Source organism: Limosilactobacillus sp. (genome assembly GCF_040772465.1).
Classification (GTDB): Bacteria; Bacillota; Bacilli; order Lactobacillales; family Lactobacillaceae; genus Limosilactobacillus.
Genome location: NZ_JAXGYB010000004.1, coordinates 185,639 through 207,860 on the forward strand (window position 1 = coordinate 185,639; position 22,222 = coordinate 207,860).

20 protein-coding genes and 1 riboswitch are annotated in these 22,222 nt (G+C 46.0%); of the genes, 8 read left to right on the top strand and 12 right to left on the bottom strand.

The annotated features are described in order from the left end of the window. From AB3114_RS05705 to AB3114_RS05730, 6 genes are all read right to left on the bottom strand, one after another. Complete coding sequence (locus tag AB3114_RS05705) at positions 1 to 756, bottom strand: ABC transporter ATP-binding protein (protein ID WP_367342292.1); 756 nt, start codon at positions 754 to 756, stop codon at positions 1 to 3. A gap of 88 nt (positions 757 to 844) precedes the next feature. Further along, positions 845 to 1,819 (bottom strand): sensor histidine kinase, encoded by a 975-nt coding sequence (locus tag AB3114_RS05710; RefSeq protein ID WP_367342293.1) that lies wholly within the window; start codon positions 1,817 to 1,819, stop codon positions 845 to 847. Then, positions 1,812 to 2,492, bottom strand: a complete 681-nt coding sequence (locus AB3114_RS05715) for a response regulator transcription factor (protein WP_367342294.1) — start codon at positions 2,490 to 2,492, stop codon at positions 1,812 to 1,814. The genes AB3114_RS05710 and AB3114_RS05715 overlap by 8 nt, the downstream gene beginning before the upstream one ends. A 128-nt stretch (positions 2,493 to 2,620) precedes the next feature. After that, complete coding sequence (gene leuS, locus AB3114_RS05720) at positions 2,621 to 5,041, bottom strand: leucine--tRNA ligase (RefSeq protein ID WP_367342295.1); 2,421 nt, start codon at positions 5,039 to 5,041, stop codon at positions 2,621 to 2,623. A 343-nt stretch (positions 5,042 to 5,384) separates the two neighbouring features. Beyond that, positions 5,385 to 6,575, bottom strand: a complete 1,191-nt coding sequence (gene metK / locus AB3114_RS05725) for a methionine adenosyltransferase (protein ID WP_367342296.1) — start codon at positions 6,573 to 6,575, stop codon at positions 5,385 to 5,387. Then, a riboswitch (SMK box riboswitch) is annotated at positions 6,573 to 6,672 on the bottom strand. It overlaps the preceding gene by 3 nt. A gap of 137 nt (positions 6,673 to 6,809) precedes the next feature. Further along, a complete protein-coding gene (locus tag AB3114_RS05730) occupies positions 6,810 to 8,159 on the bottom strand; it encodes a transposase (protein ID WP_222257956.1) in 1,350 nt (449 codons plus the stop codon). 185 nt (positions 8,160 to 8,344) lie between these two features. Between AB3114_RS05730 and AB3114_RS05735 the strand changes: the two genes are divergently transcribed. Further along, entirely contained in the window at positions 8,345 to 9,070 is a 726-nt protein-coding gene (locus AB3114_RS05735) for a hypothetical protein (RefSeq protein ID WP_367342297.1), read from the top strand. Positions 9,071 to 9,170: 100 nt separating this feature from the next. Further along, positions 9,171 to 10,031, top strand: a complete 861-nt coding sequence (locus AB3114_RS05740) for an ROK family protein (RefSeq protein ID WP_367342298.1) — start codon at positions 9,171 to 9,173, stop codon at positions 10,029 to 10,031. Positions 10,032 to 10,071: 40 nt separating this feature from the next. Here AB3114_RS05740 and AB3114_RS05745 read toward each other — a convergent pair whose 3' ends face one another. Both AB3114_RS05745 and AB3114_RS05750 read right to left on the bottom strand, forming a co-directional pair. Continuing rightward, complete coding sequence (locus AB3114_RS05745; RefSeq protein ID WP_367342299.1) at positions 10,072 to 10,620, bottom strand: DNA-3-methyladenine glycosylase I; 549 nt, start codon at positions 10,618 to 10,620, stop codon at positions 10,072 to 10,074. A 64-nt stretch (positions 10,621 to 10,684) separates the two neighbouring features. Next, the gene (locus AB3114_RS05750; protein WP_367342300.1) at positions 10,685 to 12,115 is read right to left on the bottom strand and encodes an MFS transporter; all 1,431 of its coding nucleotides are present in this window, start codon (positions 12,113 to 12,115) and stop codon (positions 10,685 to 10,687) included. A gap of 156 nt (positions 12,116 to 12,271) precedes the next feature. On the opposite strand from AB3114_RS05750, the gene AB3114_RS05755 reads away from it, so the two are divergent. Next, entirely contained in the window at positions 12,272 to 12,727 is a 456-nt protein-coding gene (locus tag AB3114_RS05755; protein WP_367342301.1) for a Fur family transcriptional regulator, read from the top strand. 56 nt (positions 12,728 to 12,783) lie between these two features. On the opposite strand, the gene AB3114_RS05760 is transcribed toward AB3114_RS05755, so the two are convergent. Then, entirely contained in the window at positions 12,784 to 14,127 is a 1,344-nt protein-coding gene (locus AB3114_RS05760; RefSeq protein ID WP_367342302.1) for an amino acid permease, read from the bottom strand. A 77-nt stretch (positions 14,128 to 14,204) separates the two neighbouring features. Between AB3114_RS05760 and AB3114_RS05765 the strand changes: the two genes are divergently transcribed. From AB3114_RS05765 to AB3114_RS05780, 4 genes are all read left to right on the top strand, one after another. Next, positions 14,205 to 14,726, top strand: a complete 522-nt coding sequence (locus AB3114_RS05765; RefSeq protein WP_367342303.1) for a VanZ family protein — start codon at positions 14,205 to 14,207, stop codon at positions 14,724 to 14,726. A gap of 22 nt (positions 14,727 to 14,748) precedes the next feature. Next, positions 14,749 to 15,027 (top strand): hypothetical protein, encoded by a 279-nt coding sequence (locus AB3114_RS05770; RefSeq protein WP_367342333.1) that lies wholly within the window; start codon positions 14,749 to 14,751, stop codon positions 15,025 to 15,027. A 122-nt stretch (positions 15,028 to 15,149) separates the two neighbouring features. Beyond that, the gene (locus tag AB3114_RS05775; RefSeq protein ID WP_367342304.1) at positions 15,150 to 16,895 is read left to right on the top strand and encodes an ABC transporter ATP-binding protein; all 1,746 of its coding nucleotides are present in this window, start codon (positions 15,150 to 15,152) and stop codon (positions 16,893 to 16,895) included. Next, positions 16,888 to 18,654: an ABC transporter ATP-binding protein gene (locus tag AB3114_RS05780; protein WP_367342305.1), complete on the top strand. Its 1,767-nt coding sequence runs from the start codon at positions 16,888 to 16,890 to the stop codon at positions 18,652 to 18,654. The genes AB3114_RS05775 and AB3114_RS05780 overlap by 8 nt, the downstream gene beginning before the upstream one ends. 57 nt (positions 18,655 to 18,711) lie before the next feature. On the opposite strand, the gene AB3114_RS05785 is transcribed toward AB3114_RS05780, so the two are convergent. The 3 genes from AB3114_RS05785 to AB3114_RS05795 all read right to left on the bottom strand — a co-directional run bounded on the left by AB3114_RS05785 (position 18,712) and on the right by AB3114_RS05795 (position 20,775). Further along, positions 18,712 to 19,065 (bottom strand): hypothetical protein, encoded by a 354-nt coding sequence (locus AB3114_RS05785; protein ID WP_367342306.1) that lies wholly within the window; start codon positions 19,063 to 19,065, stop codon positions 18,712 to 18,714. 57 nt (positions 19,066 to 19,122) lie between these two features. Beyond that, positions 19,123 to 19,758 carry a flavodoxin gene (locus tag AB3114_RS05790; RefSeq protein ID WP_367342307.1) on the bottom strand — a complete coding sequence of 212 codons (636 nt, stop codon included), beginning with the start codon at positions 19,756 to 19,758 and terminating at the stop codon, positions 19,123 to 19,125. A 162-nt stretch (positions 19,759 to 19,920) separates the two neighbouring features. Continuing rightward, positions 19,921 to 20,775, bottom strand: coding sequence for a DUF3737 family protein (locus tag AB3114_RS05795; protein ID WP_367342308.1), 855 nt, complete (start codon positions 20,773 to 20,775; stop codon positions 19,921 to 19,923). A gap of 273 nt (positions 20,776 to 21,048) precedes the next feature. Between AB3114_RS05795 and AB3114_RS05800 the strand changes: the two genes are divergently transcribed. After that, entirely contained in the window at positions 21,049 to 22,206 is a 1,158-nt protein-coding gene (locus AB3114_RS05800) for a MalY/PatB family protein (RefSeq protein WP_367342309.1), read from the top strand. Positions 22,207 to 22,222: the final 16 nt, after the last annotated feature.

The following is a 22,222-nucleotide window of genomic DNA, read 5'->3' on the forward strand; positions in this document are numbered from 1 at the left end:
TCATTCACCTCCGTTCGTCAAGGTCATCATCGTGTCGCTAATTTTCTGTTGGTATTCTTGCTGGCTCATCTGTCCCCGGTATAGCTCATGGTAGATTCGCCCATCTTTAATAAATAGCACTCGCTTGGTATAAGACGCTGCGGCCGTACTATGTGTGACCATGATAATGGACTGGCCTTGTTGATTCACCATATCAAATAAGTTGAGGATTTCCTTACTGGTGTTGGAATCTAACGCCCCCGTCGGTTCATCAGCAAGGAGCAACTCCGGATGAGTAATCAACGCACGGGCAATTGCGATCCGTTGTTGCTGACCGCCAGAAATCTCTGAAGGATAGCGATCGATGATCTTGTCAATGCCTAATGCTTTAACGAGCGGCGCTAATCTTTTCTCCATTTCCTCAACCGGCGTCTTCGTCAACACTAACGGCAAATAAATATTGTCGCGATTTGAAAGGGAATCTAAGAGATTAAAGTGCTGAAACACAAAACCCAAATGCTGGCGCCGATACTTGGCTGCTTGGTCCTTGCCCAGTTGGCTGACATCGCGTCCACTAAGCATAACTTGCCCAGCAGTTGGTTTTTCCAATGTTGCAATAATATTGAGCAAAGTACTTTTGCCCGCACCTGATTCACCCATGATGGCCAAGTATTCACCTTGTGGAACGGAAAATGTGATGTCTTTTAGTGCATGGACTGGATGGGATGATGTTGCGTGGTAAGTGCGTTGAACACGTTTGATTTCTAGTAGGTTCATTTTTGTTCCCTCGCTTTCGTTACTTCAATTATAAAAAGGCCCCCTGCTTATTCCTACTTACGGAATTGCAGAGAACCTTACAGTTTTGTTAGCTTTGACGAATATTAGATGAAGGAAAACGAAGGCTAGCCGTCGTCAAATGCCCTGACGTAGATTGCAGATGCACCGTGAAATTCAACTGCTCTGTCACTTTCTTGACTAAGTAGAGCCCCATTCCTGTCGATTTGGTTGTTTGGTGGCCATTGCGCCCAGAAAAGCCGTTGTCAAAAACACGGGGTAAATCCGTCTGGCTAATACCGTCTCCAGCATTGGTAAAAGATAGTGACCGCCCTTGCCAACTGATGACGATATTTTCACCTTCGGGAGAATATTTAATAGCATTTGACAGCAGCTGATTGATGCAAAAACGCAACCATTTACGGTCAGTGAGTACCGCAACATCACCCACTCCCTTTAATTGGGGAATTAATTGCCGTTTAATAAATAACGCAGAATTGTCCTGAACGATACCGCGAATCAAACGTCCCAGATTAATCCACTCAAAGTCGTAATCATGACTAGGCATGGCCAAACGCTGATCGTTGAGCATCAGATCGAGATGATAGTTGGCTTGACGAACAGCACTGTTGATGACCTCACTTTTAACATTTTGATCATTTTCTGCAGCAGCTTGCAAAGTCATCAAGGAGTTTTTGATTTCGTGCGAATAAAGTTCTAGATGGTCATACTGCTGCTGATAAAGCTGGTTTAAGCGCTGCTCTTCTTTTTGACTAGTCTGGCGCGAATGTTGCTCTTGATCCATGAGCGATGATTGAACGGGATCCGTTGGTTGAATTGGTTGATGATGACTGACCCGTTTGGCTGCCTGACAATAGTGTCGTCCTAATAAAGTCAACCAGATAACCAACAATGGCAGCGTAAAGCGAATTGCATCGATAAAAATCTGCTTGTTGGCATGGTAAAACAGGATCAGCATCCCCAGTACCATCATCATCACCGCATAGGAAGCAATCCACGGCAAATATGCACGCCAGAGTGTGTGCCAATATCGATGCTTATTCATTGTCTACCACCAAGCGGTAACCAACACCACGTTCAGTCCGGATGGCGTTACCTAAATCGATTGTTTCTAACTTGCGCCGTAAACGACTGATATTGACGTTTAAGGTATTATCATTCAAATACTTGCCACCCTGCCAAAGCCACTCCAATAACTGATGTTTAGTGACGGTTTTGCCATGGTGATCGGCCAACACTGCGATTAAAGCTCCTTCGGTGGGCGTCAACTGAACAGTTCCAGCATTATTGGACAATTCATTTGTTAAATGGTTGAAGTGGTTATCACCCCACTGCAGTTGTTCATCATCACTCTTTTGTTGATTGCGTCGCAGCAACGCCTGCACCTTTGCCACTAAAACAGTGGCGGAGAAGGGTTTCATCAAATAGTCATCCGCCCCAGCAGCGACGGCATGCATGATGTTGCTGTCGATATCCGCTGCTGAGATCACGATTATCGGGGCAGAAGTTAAGTGTCTGGCCTGCTGCATCCAGTAAAAACCATCGAAGGTCGGCAATGTGATGTCGCACAAAATGAGGTCAGGCTGCAAAATATCAATTTCATCATCGAGATGGTCCCAGTCCTTGACGGCAACCACTTGGTATTGCCACTTAGCCAGTTGTTTTCGAACCATCTTGATGACCGCTGGATTGTCTTCGATGACATAGATCATTGCCATAGCAGGCTGCCTCCTTTACAAATTCAAAACCATTATAGCAAAAAGGACCGGAAAATTTCCGGTCCTTTATTAAGGGTCAATTGACAGCTTCCAAATTGCGCAAATTAAACGCGATCCTAATGGGTAGCTTACTTTGCCACAATGTTGACGATCTTGTTTGGCACCACGATGACCTTCTTGATGTCTTTGCCATCAGTAAACTTCTTAACACGATCGTTAGCCAAAGCCTGCTTCTGGGCTTCGTCTTTAGCAACATCCTTTGGCATTTCAATCTTGGCCCGCAGCTTGCCGTTAACCTGAATCATCATGTTAACTGTGCTTTCAACCAATGCACTTGGGTCGTACTTTGGCCATGGTTGGTAAGTGATAGTGTCAGAAACACCGAACTTGCTCCAGATTTCTTCACACATGTGCGGCGCAATTGGTGCCAGCATCTTGACGAAGCCTTCCATGTATTCGACTGGCAGGTCGTCAACCTTGTAAGCTTCGTTGACGAAGACCATCATCTGACTGATGGCGGTGTTGAAGTGCATCCGCTCAAAGTCATCGGTAACCTTCTTGACGGTTTGGTTGTAGACCTTCTTCAGTTTGCCGTCATTAAAGTTGGATACCCGGTCGCGGAGGTGGTTGTTATCGTCAATCATCAACCGCCATACCCGTTGCAGCCACTTGTTTGCACCGTGCAGTCCCTTGGTGTCCCACGGAACAGATTCGGTCAGTGGACCCATGAACATTTCGTAAAGGCGCAGCGTGTCGGCACCGTACTGGTCCACGATGTCGTCCGGGTTGACCACGTTGCCCTTGGACTTGGACATCTTTTCGTGGTTCTTCCCCAGGATCATCCCCTGGTTGACCAGCTTCATGAATGGTTCTGGCGTCGGTACTAAGCCCAGGTCGTAAAGAAACTTGTGCCAGAAGCGGGCGTAGAGCAGGTGCAGGACAGCGTGTTCTGCCCCACCGACGTAAAGGTCAACTGGTGACCAGTAGTCCAGTGATTCCTTAGAAGCAAATGCTTTGTCGTTGTGCGGGTCGCAGTAACGGAGCCAGTACCATGAAGATCCAGCCCATTGCGGCATGGTGTTAGTTTCACGCAGGCCGTGACGACCATTCTTGTCGTACACGTTGACCCAGTCCTTGACGTTGGCCAACGGACTTTCGCCGGTGCCGGATGGTTGGATGTCATCAGTTTCTGGCAACTTCACTGGCAGCTGATCTTCTGGAACCAGTGAGGTTGTCCCGTCATCCCAGTGGATGATCGGAATCGGTTCACCCCAGTAGCGTTGCCGACTGAAGATCCAGTCACGCAGCTTGTAGTTAACCTTCTTATGACCACACTTGTGTTCTTCCAGCCAGTCGATCATCTTAGCGATCGCCTGCTTCTTGTCCAAGCCGTTCAGGAAGCCGGAATTAATGTGAGTCCCATCTTCCGTGTATGGTGCCTTGTCAACATCGCCGCCTTCGATCACGGGAACGATCGGCAGGCCAAACTTCTTAGCAAATGCCCAGTCACGGTCATCGTGAGCCGGAACCGCCATGATAGCACCAGTCCCGTAGCTAGCAAGGACGTAGTCAGAAATCCAGATTGGCAGTTTCTTGCCGTTAACCGGGTTAATACCGTAAGCACCGGTGAAGACCCCGGTCTTTTCCTTACTGCCGTCCGTCCGTTCACGTTCAGACCGCCGGGCAGCTTCTTTCTTGTATTCTTCGACGGCCGCCTTTTGGTCGTCAGTAGTGATTTCGTCGACTAATTCGTGTTCTGGAGCCAGCACCATGTACTGTGCCCCAAAGAGGGTGTCAGGACGGGTAGTGTAAACTTCGATCTGCTTACCTTCGTGACCGTCGACGTTGAAGAAGATGCTGGCACCTTCGGAACGGCCGATCCAGTTGCGTTGCATTTCCTTGACGCTTTCTGGCCAGTCGACGAGGTCCAGGTCCTTGATCAGCCGGTCCGCATAAGCCGTGATCTTCAGAACCCACTGCTTCATCGGTTTCCGGTAAACCGGGTAGCCACCACGCTTGGTCTTCCCGTCTTCGACTTCTTCGTTAGCCACGACGGTGCCGCCCATGAAGTCTGGGGCCCAGTTAACTTCGATTTCATCTTCGTATGCTAAGCCGTGCTTGTACAGTTGTTCAAAGATCCACTGCGTCCACTTGTAATAGTTAGGATCAGAGGTCTTGACTTCGCGATCCCAGTCATAGGAGAAGCCCAGTGACTGAATTTGGTTGCGGAAATGATCGATGTTCTTGTCGGTAAAGCCGTTTGGATTATGGCCGGTCTTCAAGGCATATTGTTCGGCTGGCAGACCAAAGGCATCAAAGCCCATAGGGTGCAGGACGTTGAAGCCCTGCATCCGCTTCATCCGGGCCATCACATCAGTGGCAGTGTAGCCTTCGGGGTGACCAACGTGCAGCCCCTGACCAGAAGGATACGGGAACATGTCCAGTGCGTAATACTTCTTTTGGTCTTTGTTAATTTCAGCCTTAAAAGTTTTGTTCTTTTTCCAGAAACGCTGCCATTTCTGTTCAATGTACTTATGATCGTAAGCCATTTTATTTCTCCTTTGTATTCAAACTCAAGCATGGCGGAATAAAAAAAGTCCCGTTGATCAAATCAACGAGACGAATTTTTCCGCGGTACCACCCGATATTCCTCTAATGAGGCTCTTTTGCTGGATTAACGCTCTCCACGCCAATGCTTACTAAAAATTCAGCACCGGATTAACCGAGCCAGTTCGTCAGGTAACACTCCACATTCCCATCACCATGTGGTCGCTTCAAGTGCTGAGCCTCACTAGTAACTCTCGGATGTCTTTCTTTAAACATTGTAGCAATCGCTTTTCGGGATTGCAACCAATTCTGAGTAAAAATTAGAAATTAATGAGAATTAACCCGTTAACCCAGAATCTTTTTCAGATCATCAACCTTGTCGAGTTGTTCCCATGGCAGGTTGAGGTCATCACGACCAAAGTGACCATAAGCAGCAACTTGTTCGTAGATTGGCCGCTTCAGGTCGAGCATCTTGATGATCCCAGCAGGACGCAAATCAAAGACCTGACGAATGGCAGCAACCAGGTCGGCATCGCTGCGCGTACCAGTACCATAGGTGTTAACCTGAATCGATACCGGGTGAGCCACACCGATAGCGTAGGCAACCTGAATTTCCAACTTCTTAGCATACCCGGCAGCGACGACGTTCTTGGCGATGTAACGGGCAGCGTAACTAGCTGAACGGTCCACCTTCGTAGCGTCCTTCCCAGAGAAGGCACCGCCACCGTGGTGGGCTGCTCCACCGTAAGTGTCCACGATGATCTTCCGGCCAGTCAAACCAGCATCGGCACTAGGACCCCCGAGAACAAAACGACCGGTTGGGTTGATGAAGTAACGGGTTTTGTCGTCGAGAAGGTCGGCAGGAATAACCTGCTTAATGATCTGTTCCTTCACGTCCTTGTGAATTTGATCCTGGCTAACGTCAGGATCATGCTGGGTGGAGAGGACAACCGTGTCAACGCGCTTTGGTTTGTCGTCATCGTCATATTCGACCGTCACTTCAGCCTTAGCATCCGGACGGAGGTAAGGAATCTGCCCACTCTTACGCAGTTCTGCCTGCTTTTGCATCAAGTGGTGTGACAGCATCAATGCCAGTGGCATGTATTCCGGAGTTTCGTCAGTAGCGTAACCAAACATCAAACCTTGGTCACCGGCACCAATCTTGTCCAGTGCGTCCGTCTTGCCTTCGTCACGTTGTTCGAGGGCGTCGTCGACACCCTGCGCAATGTCTGGAGATTGTGAGTCGATGGCGGTCAGGACACCACAAGTGTTGCCGTCGAAGCCATAAGCGGCGTTGTCGTAACCGATCCGCTTGATTGTCTTACGAACGATGCCTTGAATATCAACATAAGCCTTCGTTGAAACTTCACCAAAGACCAGTACCAAACCGGTCGTGACGGAAACTTCAATCGCACAGTGTGAATCTGGATCCTGCTTCAGCATTGCATCCAGCAGTGCATCAGCAATTTGATCGGCCACCTTGTCCGGGTGACCTTCAGAAACTGATTCTGAAGTAAATAAATGTCTTTCTTTCATAATAGGTAATTCCCCCTGCTAAATCTTCTAGTCACTGGTTACAAGGCATCTTCGCAACGATGTACGAATCCTATCGGGAATTTGCTTTATAACGAAAAAAGCTTATCACACTTTTGAGCGATAAAGCAAGAAAACATCAAATCAGAAACTGGTATAATGTTAACTGAAACTTGAAAGCACGAAAACTAGCCGGAGCTGCGTCAGCTTCGGCTTTTCTCAGCCTAAATTAGACTTTTAGATGCCAGTATTCAATGCTTTTTGGATCGTTATTGGCAACTGAGCTATGAATCGATTAATGATGTCATCAATGTGATCAGTTAGGCTGAGCTCAGCTCGACCCAGTTCATGAAATAAGTAGACCAATGCGTCCATAAAACGAATATCTGGCAGTGCTTGATTCATAATGTAAAAGAGTCCACCAATTGTGCGATCATCAGTATTAAGTCGTTCTTGCCAAGCCAATAAGTCATAAGTAATCATGGTGACGGCAATATAACCACATTGACCGTCGTAACTTTGAATTTGTGATCGATTAAGAGCTAAATACTGCTTAGCAGCTTTGAAATAGGTCTCAATTTGCCAGCGGCGTCCGTACAATTGAATGATTTCTTCTGGCCGCATAGCTAAGTTAGTGGTCGCTAAAACTAGGTAGTCCTGACGGTGCCCCTTTTTGGATACAAAAACCACTTTTAGCGGAAACTGATGGCCATGATATTGGGCTTGAATGACACTGCTGTAAAGATAGTGATGCCGACAATTCATTTTAGAAGCTGCTAAACGTTGATAAAGACCCTTAATGCTATAGTGACGACCACGATATCGATAATAGACTTTTGCGCTGCGTTTGAGCATACCCACACCAAAAAGCTGAAGCTGAGCGAGTTGCCAAAACATCTTCGGCGAACTGTACCAAGAATCAAAAAGGACGTATTTAGCTGACACGCCTAGTGTTTGCGCTTGTCTAATCAATTCTAGAGCCACTTGGTTCATTGGGCGTTGAGCTTGAGCCCTTCTTTGACCGGCAATTTGACGTTGGTCAGTAATCTGCGCTAAGCATCCAATCAGATTAGCAGGCTGGTGAGTTGACATTAAAGCAAAATTAATAGGCAAAAAAGTATTACCATCACTCCAACCGAGAGTTAAGCCACGGTAACCATTTACATACTCGTGCTTATCGTGGTCATAGGTCTTGGCTAATAATTCAGTCTTTTGGGACCAACGACGTGCTAACAGAGTATCATCAAGCACTAATGCCAAACGACGTCGACCATCAATAAACGGGGTTAAGATGCGAATTAATTGAATCGCTACTAAACAGACTAATTTCTGCCAGTTAATACGGCCATCATTCAAAACATTCCGTGCCGTTCTTGGGGTAAAATGGCAATCTGGATGAGCACGATTGATCGAAAGACGCTCAAAATGAGCTGTCATTAACCAAGCTACGATCATTTTCAATGAACATAATGAGTGACGCTTAAAATTCACCCTGTGAGTTAGCTTAGCTAGACCAATTAGGCTTAAGAAGTGAGAAATAATGTTTTGAGAATCGTTTTCAGTACTGAAATGGTTTATAATTTGCATAGCGCAAGACTCTTTTCTACTTTGATTTTGACACTTAAAGTATAGCGTAAGAGTTCTTGCGTTTTTTATTTTTTTCGTCCAAAAGCCCTGAACCACAATGATTTCATTGCAATTCAGGGCTTTCAAGTTTCAGATGTTAATTTAAGAACCCAAAATAAGCTGATCAAAACATTGGGGGAATTCACGTGCAAAATTTTGTAAAGCAGCTGAAAGCAATCCATTGGAAAATCATCATTCCCAATATTCTGGTTCAAATGATTTGTTGGTCATATGTAGCTGCTAGTTACGCCGTCAACATCAAAGTGTCAGATTTCAAAGCAAACTTGCTGGTCCTCTTCGTCTACCAGTTCTTCGTCGCTGCTGCAATCATATTGATGAGTGAACAGGCCAACTCACCCCTGATCATCCCCGCACTGATTGCGAGTGCTTTCTTTGCCTTTGATGGTCTCTGGCACGGCAACGTCATGGCAGCTGGACTACTTCTGATGGTCCCGCTCTGTCTCTTCTTAATCTTCCTCGGCATTTTGGATCAGCCTGCTGAAAGCCAATGGCTGACGTACAGCTTCATCTACACCCTCGCCATCCCCTTGGTGATGGTTCGCCTCATCACCGGCTTTGTCACCCTCAGTTCCGTCATCTCCCTACTGCCCATGCTAGCGATCGTTGCTTTCTGTCAGTCTCCACTAGCACTAGCAGGGACGAATTATCATCTACTGGATACAACGATTGCTGGCGTCGTTGCGATCGTTTTAACCTTAGCCATGCGATCGTTTGGATTAGCACTAGTTATCGCAATTCTCATGATGATCGGTGGCTGGCTTTTCTTAATGCGCTATCGCCATCTTCAAATTTCTCCAGCCGCAGTCAATTTCTTCCAAATGCTTGTACTGATATTCGCTTACTGGCATTAATACATCTTAGTTTTTTGTAAATAATTACCACTATTTTCTTAATGGAAAATAGTTTTTATTTATGATATAATGAAAGCGCTTAAGAAGGGAGAGACCGACCATGAGTAAAAATTATTTGGCTTTCGACGTTGGGGGTACTTCGATCAAATATGCGTTGATGGACAGCGACCTCAATTTCTTGGAACGTGGCAAGGCCCTGACCAATCACAATAAGAACCACGCCATTATTACTAATTTAACTACTATCTCGGCAGATCTTGCCGCAAAATACGATATTGCAGGCATTGGGGTCAGTACCGCCGGTCGGGTTGGGCAAAATGGGGAAATCGTCTTTTCAGGCCCGACGATTCAGGATTACCAGGGTACACAAATTAAACGGGTCCTTGAAAAAGAAAGCCAGCTCCCGGTACACGTTTTAAACGACGTTGACGCTGCCCTGCGTGGCGAAATCTTTTGTGGTGCCGGCAAACTTTTCCGCTCGATTTATTGCATTGCCCTGGGTACTGGCATCGGTGGTTCCTTCTACATTGATCACCATTTAGTTGACGGAGCACATAATCTCGGCAACTCGGTCGGTTATCTCGATTATGATCCTGCTGATAAATCCACGTTTGAAAGCCATTACTCTACCCTCGCCTTTGAACGTCAACTGAGTACCGAAAACATATCAGTTCCTGATGCCTTCGCCAAGGCACGTCAAGGTAATCAGCATTATTTGCAGCTAATCGATCAGTGGTGTGATCAAATTGGCAAACGAATGGCTCAGATCTGTCTCATCCTTGACCCTGAAGCCTTTTTGATCGGTGGGGCTGTCAGTCAGCAAGGTGACTTCTTTACCGGGCGACTGGCTGCTGCGACCAAAAAATACATGCCTGACGGGATGTTCCACGTGCAAATCAAGCCGGCCATGTTGCAAGACCGATCGCAATTATTTGGTGCGGTTGCAGACTTTATTGAATAGACAAAGGGATCGGATCCGCAAGTACGAATCCGATCCCTTATTATTTATTTAAATGCTTCACATCAATCATCCCGACCGCTGCCATGAGACTCATCGCAGTAGCAGGTCCGACGCGGCTAAAACCATCCGCCTTCATCTGTTGAGCAACGTTAGTAGAAGCAGCTGTCCGCAAGGGCAGTGCCTCACCCAAAGGAACTGGCGAAGGCAGTGGTTGTCCACCAACCATTTCCCAAAGATAGTTATCCAGACTAGTTCCACTATCCGCCATTAAAGCCACAAGACGAGCGTTTTTTACTACTGCCATGATCTTCCGGTGATTACGGATAATCCGTGAATTTTGCGCCAGTTCGTAGATTTTATCGTCATCAAAGAAGGCGATCTCCCGAAAATCAAAGTTGGCAAAAGCATCTTCAAATGCCTGCCGCCTTTTCCAGACCATCGACCAATTCAAGCCGGCCTCAAAGATTTCTAGTGATAGCATTTCAAACAGCTGATAATCATCGTGAATGGGGAGCCCCCAGTGATGATCGTAGTAATCCTGCATCAATGCATTGCGCTGTGCCCATTTCGGTCGCACCAGTGTTGTCATAATGATTCCTCCTGAAAAGTCTTCACTATTGAATTACGTTATTCAGGAGCAAATCACGTGAAAATTAAGCAGCTTTCTTTTCGTTTCTGATCATCAATGCCAAGGCCAGACCGATCACTTCGATCACAACCATCATGATGAAGACTAAGTGATAGCCGTGGATAGCAGCCGCAACTGATTGCATCCCATGTTGAAGTCCGCTTGCAGTAGCCGTTGTCAACACGATTGTAGCGATAGCAACTCCGAGGGAACCGAAGACTTGACGAACCGTTGTGATCACGGCAGTCCCGTGCGGCACCAATTCGTCTGGCAGTGAGTTAGCACCCAGGGTTACGGCTGGCATCATTACAAAGGCGTTACCACCTTCGATGATCATTGCTGAGAAGATCATCCAGCCCAGTTGTTGCTGGTTGACCATGAATAAAGTGATGATCCAACCCGCGACGATCATAACCATGCCGACCAGCATCGTCGGCTTAAAGCCAATTTTGTCAGCCAACGAACCGGTCAGCGGGTTCAGGATACTCAACAATACCGCACCTGGGACCAAAGACATTCCGGAAGCAAATGGCGAAAGCTTCAGAACACCTTGGTAGTACAGTGGGAAAATAATCGTCGTGACAATCAAGGCAACGTATGAAATGGCAGTCAGCAAAATAGCCAAGTCGTAATTAAAGGTCTTCATAACCCGTAAATCAAGCAGTGGTTGCTCCTGGTGCAACTGACGGTAGCAGAACCAAACTAAAGCGATAAAGCTAATAATCAACAGTGGCAGGTTAAAGCCCCAGTTAATCTGGGTCTTACCGATTTGGTTGACGACGTACATGATGCCGATCAAACCGATGGACAAGATGACAGACAGCCAGTCCAGGCTACTTTGGTGACGCTTCATAACGTCGCGAATCAAACCGGACCAAGCCATCAGGAAGATCACCGTGATAACCAGCATGAAGAAGATAAACAGGCTCTTCCAACTGAAGAATTTGAGGACGATCCCGGAAATGATTGGGCCAACGGCTAAGGCGGAGCCCATCACTAGTCCGGCAACCCCCATAATTAAACCACGCTGGCTTTCCGGCGTAATTTCCAGAAGAACTGATTGGTACGACGGGAAAAGCACTCCAACCGCAAAGGCTTCGAGCACCCGGCCCACCATCATGAAGGCAAAGCCGCGGCTCCCCCAGCCGCTCGGCGTCAAGGTAATCATCAAAGTACCGATGTCGAAGAGGGCTAACGCGCCCATGTACAAGGTCTTAAAATTGATATTATTCAATAACCACGGACTGATCGGCATCGAGACACACATCACAAGCATGAAACCAGTCGTCAGCCATTGAACAGTTGACGCCTGAATGCCAAAGGCCCGCATCAAAGTCGGGTAAGCCGTCGACAATGATGACTGACTGATTGACATCGTAAAAGTACCAACCAGTAAAGTTAAAATAAACCAAAAACGACTATATGATTGCCCATTTTGGTCAATACTCTTTTCCATAACTACTCCCTCTCCCTTAATTTAGAATCATTATTAACTCCAGCAGCTATTATAATCATTTTTACCCCGATAGGTCAACTTATCCTAATTGAAAAGACCCTAAATGATGCTATAATTAAACTAGTTTATAATTGTTTTAACGAAAGGAGAATGCTAATGGCTACCTCGGAATATGATCAAGCATTGCAACGGCTTCGCGAACACCACGTACGGTTGACACCACAACGCAAAACGATTCTGCGGTACTTAATTAGTCATCATACCCACCCAACCGTTGAAATGATCTATAATGATTTAAAAGATCAGGTTGATAACATTTCTTTAGCGACCGTTTACAACACTTTAAAGGTACTGGTGGATTACCATATCGTCATCGAATTAAAAACCGGTGACGGCAGTGCGCACTACGATTATTTCGGCCATCCCCACTACCACGTGGTTTGCGACAACTGTGGCAAGATCACCGATGTTTTCGACAAACGCTTCAGTAAGTTTACCCAGGATCTCGAACAGATCACTCGCGATAAAACAGGCTACTTGGTCACCGAGAGTAACATCGAAGTGCACGGCCTGTGCCCAGAATGCCAATTTAAACTTGGTTTGCGTAAATAAATCCTTTACTATAATTAAAAACTCTAGCTCCCCCAAAGAGCTAGAGTTTTTAACGTCTAATGTGGACTTTTAGCCAGTGAAGCTACGCTGACAACAGCGATAACGGCAACCGATAGCAACAGTGCGACGAATGTATCCTCACTCAGGCACAAAACCACGGCGACAAAGGCAAAGAAGATTAACACTAGCCAGTTGCTATAAGGAGCAAACGGCATTCCCTTTGATTCGGGGTGTTTTTGCTGGTATTTAAGGTCAGTCAAGATGATCAGCCCCCAGATAAAGAGGAAGGACGTCGTGGCTACACTGGATACCAATGTGAAAACACTGCTGGGAATAAAGTAGTTTAACAACGAAGACAGGGCGATAATCACCGCTGACACAACGATAGCGCGGGCAGGCACTGCTTTCTTTGATAAGCGACTAATCCGCTGAATGGTTGGCCTTCGCGACTGACTGGTCAATTCAGCCAGCATGCGCCCCGTTGTATACAGCGAACTATTGCAAGCTGATGCAGCAGCCGTAATCACAACGAAGTTGATTAAGCTAGCGGCTCCAGGAATTCCAATGGCCTTAAAGACCATGACAAACGGGCTGGCATTTGCCGGTAGTTTATTCCAGGGATAAATGCACATGATAATCAGCAAGGAGCCAATGTAGAACAACAATATTCGTGTCGGAATCTCGTTAATGGCCTTGGGAATAATCTTCCGAGGATTAGCGGTTTCCGCTGCTGTCATTCCGATCATCTCAATCCCCGCAAAGGCAAAGACAACCATCTGGAATGATAACAGAAAACCCTTAGTGCCCGTTGGGAAGAAGCCACCATATTTCAGCAAATTAGCCGGCGTTGACATATAACCATTCGGCGTGCGGAACCGCATCAGCATTAGGACAATGCCGACACCGATTAAAAAGAGAATAGCGACGACTTTAATCATGGCAAACCAAAATTCTACTTCACCAAACGCTTTGACTGTGATTAAATTGATACATACTAGTATCAAAATTGTGAGCAAGCCAGGTATCCACTGGGGGCAGTGTGGCAGCCATAGTTGGATATACATCCCAATTGCGGTGACTTCGGCCATGGCAATAGCTACCCAACACGCCCAGTAAACCCAGCCGGCGACGAATGCCGTTCGCTCACCAAGGTAGTCACGCATCGGTTCGATAAAGGTGCGGTAATTGAGGTTGGAGAGCAACAGCTCCCCCATCGCCCGCATCAATAAAAAGCAGATAATCCCCGTCAGGAGATATGACAAAACAATCGAGGGTCCTGCCACATGGATAGTTTTACCCGCTCCTAAGAACAGACCAGTACCAATGGTCCCGCCGAGCGCAATCATCTGGACATGTCGGCCCTTCAGATTGCGCTCCAACGTGGGTTTTTGCTTATTCATGGAATGATTTCACCCTTTTCAATATCGTTCGAATTAATCTTGAAACACTATTGTACCATGGAGGAAGAAAAAGCAAATTGAAAGTTTGGTTTCCGATTATTATTTACATCGCAGTCCTCGACGTAATCATCAGCCACAGTCTCCACAATCAGCATCATGGCTGGCAGTACTTGACTTTGATTACGTGCTGGATCTACGCCCTGGTCATCGGTTGTCTCTGTTTTACGCCAGCCAGCTACAACTGGGGCAGCGTCCATAAAGTCTTTTTCTATTTTCATGGGGTTCCCTTTAATGTCATTCCCTTCCAGGCTTTTTCGCTAGAATTCTTCCTTAACATTATCATGACGATTCCGGCAGGCTGCTACGTCTTTTTCGATCGTCGCCATCACGGTAAGACCTGGCCGTTAGTAATGGGACTGGTGATTGGCTGTGGTATTGAATGCTGTCAATTCCTCATCAACCTCATCTTTGGGGTCGAGCGTTTTGCCGATATCGACGACATCATCACCAATTTTCTAGGTGTTCAGATCGGTTTCGCGGCTACTTGGTTGTTAAATAAAACCGCTCTCCAGCACTGGTTTGATGAATTGCAATTATGAATCTGTTACACTATTATTCGAGGTGAAAACTATGATTTCCAATGAACAACGGGCCCATGATATCGCACTGGCCCTAATGGCAAAAAACGTCAAGGGCAACGACCCGGTAGCTGCTTATCAGCAATACGTCAATTACTTACTGCCTATCTTGAAGCAAATTGATAAAGACTTTCCACTAGGCATCCTGGAACATCCAGACGGTGATCCCAAAAAGGGTAATAAAAATAGTTCTGAAAACAAGTCTGATCAACACGCTTCTGACAATCCGGCTCAAACCGAAAATGAAGCTAGTAATGATTAATATTAGATGTCTTCGGGAATTCACATCCCCTAGAATTGGTTGGCTGAACGTCTATCAATTCTAGGGTCTTTTTTAAGTATTAAGTACTCATTTTAAGCATTGATTAACTGGGTGGTGTCTAAATGCGAATATTAAAACAACTGAAATGGTTCTTCCGCGAGCAGCGACGCCAGTATCTGATTGGTATCGTCGCTTTACTGCTGATTGCTTTCTTCAACGTCATTCCGGCGCGGATCATCGGTAACGTTGTCGATGCCATTAGCAACCACCGGGTTACACCAGCTTGGCTGATGATCCAGGTAGGTATCATGCTCGTTGCTGCAGCCTGTCAGTACTTACTCCGTTTTGTCTGGCAAAAGGAAATTTATGGTAGTTCTTACGTCTTGGAACGCCAACTGCGTGGTCAACTCTTCCATCACTTCATGAAGATGGATCCTTCTTTTTACAAACGTTGGCGTACCGGGGATCTGATGGCTCACGCTACCAATGACGTCGAAGCGGTTCGTCAGGTTGCCAGTTATGGAATCTTGGCTTTTGCCGACTTCATCATTACTGGGGGTTCAATGATCATCGCCATGGGTACCTTCGTCAGTTGGCGTTTAACCATTCTGACGCTTTTGCCGATGCCTTTATTGGTGGTTCTGTCTGACCGCCTTGGCGAAAAAATTCACGCTTCGTATGGTGAAGCACAAATGGCATTCGGTGACCTCAACAATAAAATTCAAGAAAGCGTCACTGGAATTAAAGTTATTCAGTCCCTTGGCGAAGAAAAGTCAGACTTGAAAGACTTTCATCGTTATGTTGATAAAGCGCTGCGTACCAACCAACGTGCCTATTTCTGGGATGCCCTGTTTAACCCAGTCACAACTCTAATCATGGGATTATCTTACGTCATCGCCATCGCCGTTGGTGGTTGGATGGTCGGACAACGCTACTTAACTGTCGGGCAACTGGTTACCCTCATCACCTATCTGGGTGAACTCACGTGGCCCCTATTTGCCATCGGTACCCTCTTCAACACCCTCGAACGTGGACACGCTAGCTATGACCGAATTGAGACTGTTTTGAGTGAAAAGGCCGCTTGGCAGTTGCCGACAAAGGATGAGGTTCACTTTGGTCCCATCCAATTCGACATCCAAAGTTTTTCCTACCCTGACAGTCATCAACCAGTCCTCCGGGACATCAAGTTCCCCTTACGTCCAGGTGAAAAAGTTGGCATCATCGGTCCGACCGGTAGTGGGAAGACCTCTTTACTCCGACTACTAGTGCGCGATTATGACCACTATGATGGTCAGATTACGGTCAGTGGTGATGACATTCGGACAGTGCCACTGGAGAAATACCGCAGTCATCTTGCATACGTGCCACAAGTGATATTCCTGTTTTCTACGACCATCGAAAAAAACTTGCGCTTTGGGGGCAAAGATGCATCCCCGTCAGCAATTGAAGCAGTAGCTGCTCAGGCGGCCATGGATCAAGAAATAAATGCAATGCCCGACCGCTACCAAACTGAAGTCGGTCAGCAGGGCATCATTCTCTCCGGCGGACAGCAACAGCGTCTGACGTTGAGCCGGGCATTGTTAAAAAAGGCTGATCTCTTAGTCCTCGATGACCCCTTCTCAGCTATCGACGCCGAAACTGCCAGCAAGATTAAAGACGTGCTCGATCATCTTGACCGCCGTTCGCTCATTATGACAGCTAGTCGCCTTAGCACCGTCCAAAATATGGACTGGCTGTTCGTCATGGAAAATGGCCGCATTACGGCCCAAGGACGACCAGATGATTTGAGCCGACAACCTGGTTGGTACCGTGATACTTTGAAAGAACAACAACATCGTCAACAACTGGAGGATGATTTAAATGAATAAAAAGAATAATTTAACTCGTCACCAGCAGTTCCATATCCTCGCACGGCTCAGTCAAGCAGCCAAGCCATTTTGGATGCAGTTTACGTTGGCAGTCGTAGTCGCTGTCGTCTTAAGTATCGTCAACCTGCTCTTGCCACGGATGATTCAGTTTTACATTGACCATTACCTGCGCCACGGTCCAGTTCTGGTCAAGTGGATCGTCCTGTTTGCCGGATTGTACTTTGGCATGACTATCATCAGAGCCGTCTTGCAGTTTATCCAAGCATACTCATTTTCTATGGGTTCCGAACGAACACTAGAAAGCCTGCGCAACCAATTAGCACAACACGTTTACGGACTCGGGATGACATACTTCGACCAAACACCCGTCGGTGACATTATTTCACGGATCAGCAACGATACTAAGACACTCTATAACTTTTGGAACTTGATCCTCAACTTGATCGTCGCCCTGACCAGCCTGGTATCGGCCTTCGTAGCCATGTACATGGTTAACCACCTGCTTGCCTGGGTAACCCTCTTTCTCCTATTCCTGATCGTCATGCTGGTAGCCTTGTACCAAAAAGTGAGTGTGCCCGTTTACCAACGCGTAAGGTCAAAGCTCAGCCAAATTAATTCGTCACTCAACGAAAACTTAACAGGGGTCGAAGTCATCCAACAGTTTGGCCAGCAAAAACAGCTAACCGACCAATTCGACCAAGAAAACACCCAGTACTTTAATTATCGAAATCGGTTGATTAACTATGATTCGTTGCTGCTCTACCCAATTGTCAGTCTCATGTTTACCCTTGCTGAAACAGCAACGTTGGCTTATTTCGGTTGGTCCAGTCAACACGCAATGGTAGCCACTGGTGTTGTTTACGCCTTCATCGCCTATCAGCAAAACTTCTTTAATCCATTGTCAACAGTGATGGACAACCTCGCTTATTTCCAAGAAGGAATTGTGGCCGGATCGCGAATCTTTCACTTGCTGAATCAACCATCGACTCAGCCAAAACAAGAAAAGCGTCCTCTTAAGATCAAGGACGGCCAAATTGAGTTCCGCCACGTTACTTTCGGTTATAATCCAGACGAACCCGTCTTAAGAGACATCTCCTTCACCGTGAAGCCGGGGCAAAAAGTCGCCCTCGTCGGCCACACTGGCAGCGGCAAGAGTTCGATCATCAACCTTTTGATGCGTTTCTACGAATTTCAAAGGGGTCAAATCCTGATTGATGGCAAGGACATTCGTCAATATCCAATTGAAGAATTGCGTCACCACTTCGGTTTAGTTGTCCAAAATCCCGTGATCTTCTACGGAACAGTGAATCATAATATTGGCATGTTTAATGATCACGTTGACCAGCAAGCCATCAAAAAAGCGGCACAAATGGTCAATGCCGACCAATTCATTGATCAATTGCCGCAAAAATACGAAACGATGCTCAGTGAGAGCGGATCAAACTTATCAATGGGTCAACGACAATTAGTCGCATTTGCCCGGGTTATGGCACGTCATCCCCAAGTACTGATTCTTGACGAAGCAACGGCTAACATCGACTCACAAACTGAAGAGATGATCACGCAAAGTCTCCAGAAGATGAGTCACCAACAGACAACAATCGCCATTGCTCACCGTCTGTCAACGATTGCCGATTCGGATATGATTCTGGTTCTGCGCGACGGAAAAATCGTTGAACGCGGACGCCATGATGAATTGATGGCCAAGAATGGTTATTATGCCAAACTAGTAAGATTGCAGGCAGCCGAAGATAAGTAACATTTTACAAACAAATAAGCCGGTCCAGCACGTCATCCGTGCTGCGACCGGCTTTTATTAGTTATCATTTTGTTTTGTCAGAATTTCATGGAAATCCAACAAGTTCATTTGCTTATGATTTTTACTGAAGCGAATCGGATTACCATACGGTCCTAAAGTAACGTTATTACTACCCGTTATCCTCCAGGTACCATGGTAAATGTTCTTATGATGGTGCTGTTCCTCTGTCCAACGGTGATTGGATTTAAAAGTAATCCGCTGATGAATGGACTTATCGCGGTGGTTAACCCAAACTCCAACAACATCGCTGTCCTTAAGTGGCTGCGCACTCGCCTGTGCGGCCATTGGCACTGTAGTCAGCATTACCAATGATGTTAGGCACACAAACATCATTTGCACAAATTTTTTCATTGATAATCACCTAATTTTTGTAATTGATCGTGTAAGTTATTGCAAATCACGCATCAATTAATATCCCAAGCCATCCAACCAAGCGTTAACTCGACGGGCTACGGCATTCGGGTGATTCTTGACCGTATTACCAACTGCTGTAAAACCGCGCCGGACACGTGCTTGTGGATATTTATGCTTCAGTGCCGCCGAAGTATTCCCTAATCCCGAACCTTCAGAAGTCGTAAACGGAATCAACGTCTTGTGATTCAGGTTAACCCGATCCATAAAGGTGTAAACAACCATCGGGTACTCACCCCACCAGATAGGACCGCCAACGAACACGGTCTTATATTTCTTGACATTGGGTAATGAGCCGGCAATAGCTGGACGAGCACGACGATTTTCTTCACGCTGAGCTTGGTCAACGACGTGTTGGTATGAGCCGGTATATGGACGAGCTGCCTTAATTTCATAAGTGTCAGCCCCAGTCTTTTTCTGGATGTCCTGGGCAACACGAGCGGTATTTCCAACACTCAACGGTTTCCCATCACTGTTGCGTTTGTAAGAAAAATAAACCACCAGTGTTTGCTTACCGCGATTTTTAGCGGCCATGGCTTGGTTATTAGATTGAGTTAGTACCAAGCCGACAAAGCACGCCAACAGTACCGTTAACAATCCACTAATCTTAACTATTTTTCTCAATGTCTTCATCTTCTTTCATTAAATGTTGTTTAACAGTTTACTGGAACGAACGTCCCATGTAAAATGCTCATTTGAAATGATAATCAATGCTTAATAAGTATATATAATTCAAAAAAAAAGCCAGGAAGAATTTCTCCCTGACTGATAGCACTGTTTACTCATGCATCCAAATTATTGCTTATCCCGTTCGATAATTTGGATCTTGCTTTGATCAATTGTCTGTGGTTTGCCATCAAAGATGATGTCATCAGCATGGTCGACGACGATCTTACCACTGATTGGGTTCTTAATGGACATGATGGAGCCATTTAATTCGGCATCGATATTGGTGCACAGTTCAAAGGCCAAATCAGTCCGAACTGTCCGACAATTCTTCATCGTGAGATGGTCCACGTAACAGAGGCCCTGATCACTTTCAATCGTGCAGTTGATAAAAGTGATGTTCTTGGTGTTCCATGACAGGTATTCACCGCTGATCTTGGAGTCGTAAACCGTTACGTTTTCACAGTTCCAGAAGGCATCCTTAGAAACCAACCGTGAGTTGTGTACTTCGATGTTCTTACCACCATCGAAAAGGTAATTGCCGACCAGGTCCATGTGATCAACGTAGATGTTTTCACTGTTCATGCCAAAGTAGTCACCGTTGACGTAAACATCATGCATCTTGATGTTTTTACAGTTCCACATCGTTTCTTCGGCATCTGAGAAGTGAACATTATCTAGCTTAATACCATCGCAACGACGGAATTCTTTTGGTGCCTGAATGGTGCTGTCCGTAATTTCAATATCATTAGTGTACCAAATTCCTGAACGTGAGAGGGTTTCAAAGATCGTGTTGTTAACCTTAATATGGTTAGAATACCAAAGCGGGTATTTGTAAGTGAATACGACACCATCTAAGTCAAGGTTAGCAGTTTCCTTTAATGGTGATTCCCCTACACCAAAAGTCGTGTTGGTCAACTTAGCATCGCATAAAGCGTACAGTGGGCGTTCGCCTTCGTAATAATCGTCTTTAAATTCTTTCATCACGTAATGTCCTTTCTTTATAGTTAATTGAGTATCGTCAGAAGGATGAGTAAATCTCTAACAAAAAGTAACTCATCCGAGCACAAATATATAATAGCATTATTGAGCAATAATTAAAATTACCTATATAAAATTGGTTACGATACATAGGGTGTATAATCAATAAGGAAGAGTTTCATGCAAATCTAACCAGATCATTCTCATTGCATGACAACATATCTCTATGCTAAAACTTGTAGTGAACTACATGTTAAATAAAAGGAGAGAGCTTAATTGAAATACGATTTTGATACAATTCTAGACCGTCGCCACACTAATTCTGAAAAGTGGGATGTCAAAGATGGTGAACTGCCAATGACAACTGCCGACATGGACTTCAAAACTGCTCCCGAAATTATCCAGGCAATGACTAACAAACTAACTAACGGTGCGTTTGGCTACGAATACCCCACTGATGAGTACTTCAATGCCGTCGCTGACTGGTACCAGAAGGAACACAATGCCACTGCCGATCCCCGGTGGATGCGTTTTGCCACCGGTGTCGTTCCATCCATTACAGCCAGTGTCAACTACTTGAGCCATGAAGGCGACAACGTTCTCTTAATGGTACCTGTTTACAACATCTTCTATAATTCTGTCCTGAATAGTGGTCGTCACGTCATCGAAAATCAATTGCACTATGATCGTACAAAACATCTCTACACTGTTGACTGGGACGATCTAGAAACCAAAATGGCTAACCCGTTGACCACCATGATGATTCTCTGTAATCCGCACAACCCAACCGGCTATGTTTGGACACGCGAAGAATTGATTAGAATCATCAAACTTGCTCAAAAGCACGGCGTTATCGTCATCAGCGATGAAATCCACGGTGATCTCGTCTTAAGCGGTCAGGATTACACCCCAACATTCTCGTTGCCTGAAGATTGTCGCCAAAACGTCGTCACCCTGGTTTCTACCAGCAAGACATTCAACTTGGCAGCCTTGCATGCAGCCACCGGAATTGTTCCGAACCCAATTCTGCGCGAACGGTTTACTCGCGCAATCAATAAATATGAAGTTGCCGAACCCAACCTCTTAGCAATTCCATCTGTCATTGCTGCTTACACAAAGGGTGCTGACTGGCTCCACCAACTAAAAGCTTACTTGCTTAACAATCGTCACTACATTGAAGAATTTATTGAGAAGAAGCTACCAGAACTCAGTGTTGTCCCCGGCACAGCCACTTACCTGATCTGGATTGATGTCAGCAACATCACAAGTGACAGTGCAGCATTATCTGCTAAAATTCGCAAAGAAACGGGCTTGGTCATCAATCCTGGAACATACTACCACGGCGACGGTGCCGACTTCATTCGCATCAACTTTGCTTACCCGTTAGCCCAAGTAAAGGACGGAATGAACCGCTTAGCTAAGGCACTGAAGTAAACACAAGTTTAAGTTA

Coding starts and splice junctions, on each gene's coding strand:
- AB3114_RS05705 (WP_367342292.1), bottom strand. CDS start 756: ATGAACCTACTAGAAATCAAACGTGTTCAACGCACTTACCACGCAACA.
- AB3114_RS05710 (WP_367342293.1), bottom strand. CDS start 1,819: ATGAATAAGCATCGATATTGGCACACACTCTGGCGTGCATATTTGCCG.
- AB3114_RS05715 (WP_367342294.1), bottom strand. CDS start 2,492: ATGGCAATGATCTATGTCATCGAAGACAATCCAGCGGTCATCAAGATG.
- leuS (WP_367342295.1), bottom strand. CDS start 5,041: ATGGCTTACGATCATAAGTACATTGAACAGAAATGGCAGCGTTTCTGG.
- metK (WP_367342296.1), bottom strand. CDS start 6,575: ATGAAAGAAAGACATTTATTTACTTCAGAATCAGTTTCTGAAGGTCAC.
- AB3114_RS05730 (WP_222257956.1), bottom strand. CDS start 8,159: ATGCAAATTATAAACCATTTCAGTACTGAAAACGATTCTCAAAACATT.
- AB3114_RS05740 (WP_367342298.1), top strand. CDS start 9,171: ATGAGTAAAAATTATTTGGCTTTCGACGTTGGGGGTACTTCGATCAAA.
- AB3114_RS05745 (WP_367342299.1), bottom strand. CDS start 10,620: ATGACAACACTGGTGCGACCGAAATGGGCACAGCGCAATGCATTGATG.
- AB3114_RS05750 (WP_367342300.1), bottom strand. CDS start 12,115: ATGGAAAAGAGTATTGACCAAAATGGGCAATCATATAGTCGTTTTTGG.
- AB3114_RS05755 (WP_367342301.1), top strand. CDS start 12,272: ATGGCTACCTCGGAATATGATCAAGCATTGCAACGGCTTCGCGAACAC.
- AB3114_RS05760 (WP_367342302.1), bottom strand. CDS start 14,127: ATGAATAAGCAAAAACCCACGTTGGAGCGCAATCTGAAGGGCCGACAT.
- AB3114_RS05775 (WP_367342304.1), top strand. CDS start 15,150: ATGCGAATATTAAAACAACTGAAATGGTTCTTCCGCGAGCAGCGACGC.
- AB3114_RS05780 (WP_367342305.1), top strand. CDS start 16,888: ATGAATAAAAAGAATAATTTAACTCGTCACCAGCAGTTCCATATCCTC.
- AB3114_RS05785 (WP_367342306.1), bottom strand. CDS start 19,065: ATGAAAAAATTTGTGCAAATGATGTTTGTGTGCCTAACATCATTGGTA.
- AB3114_RS05790 (WP_367342307.1), bottom strand. CDS start 19,758: ATGAAGACATTGAGAAAAATAGTTAAGATTAGTGGATTGTTAACGGTA.
- AB3114_RS05795 (WP_367342308.1), bottom strand. CDS start 20,775: ATGAAAGAATTTAAAGACGATTATTACGAAGGCGAACGCCCACTGTAC.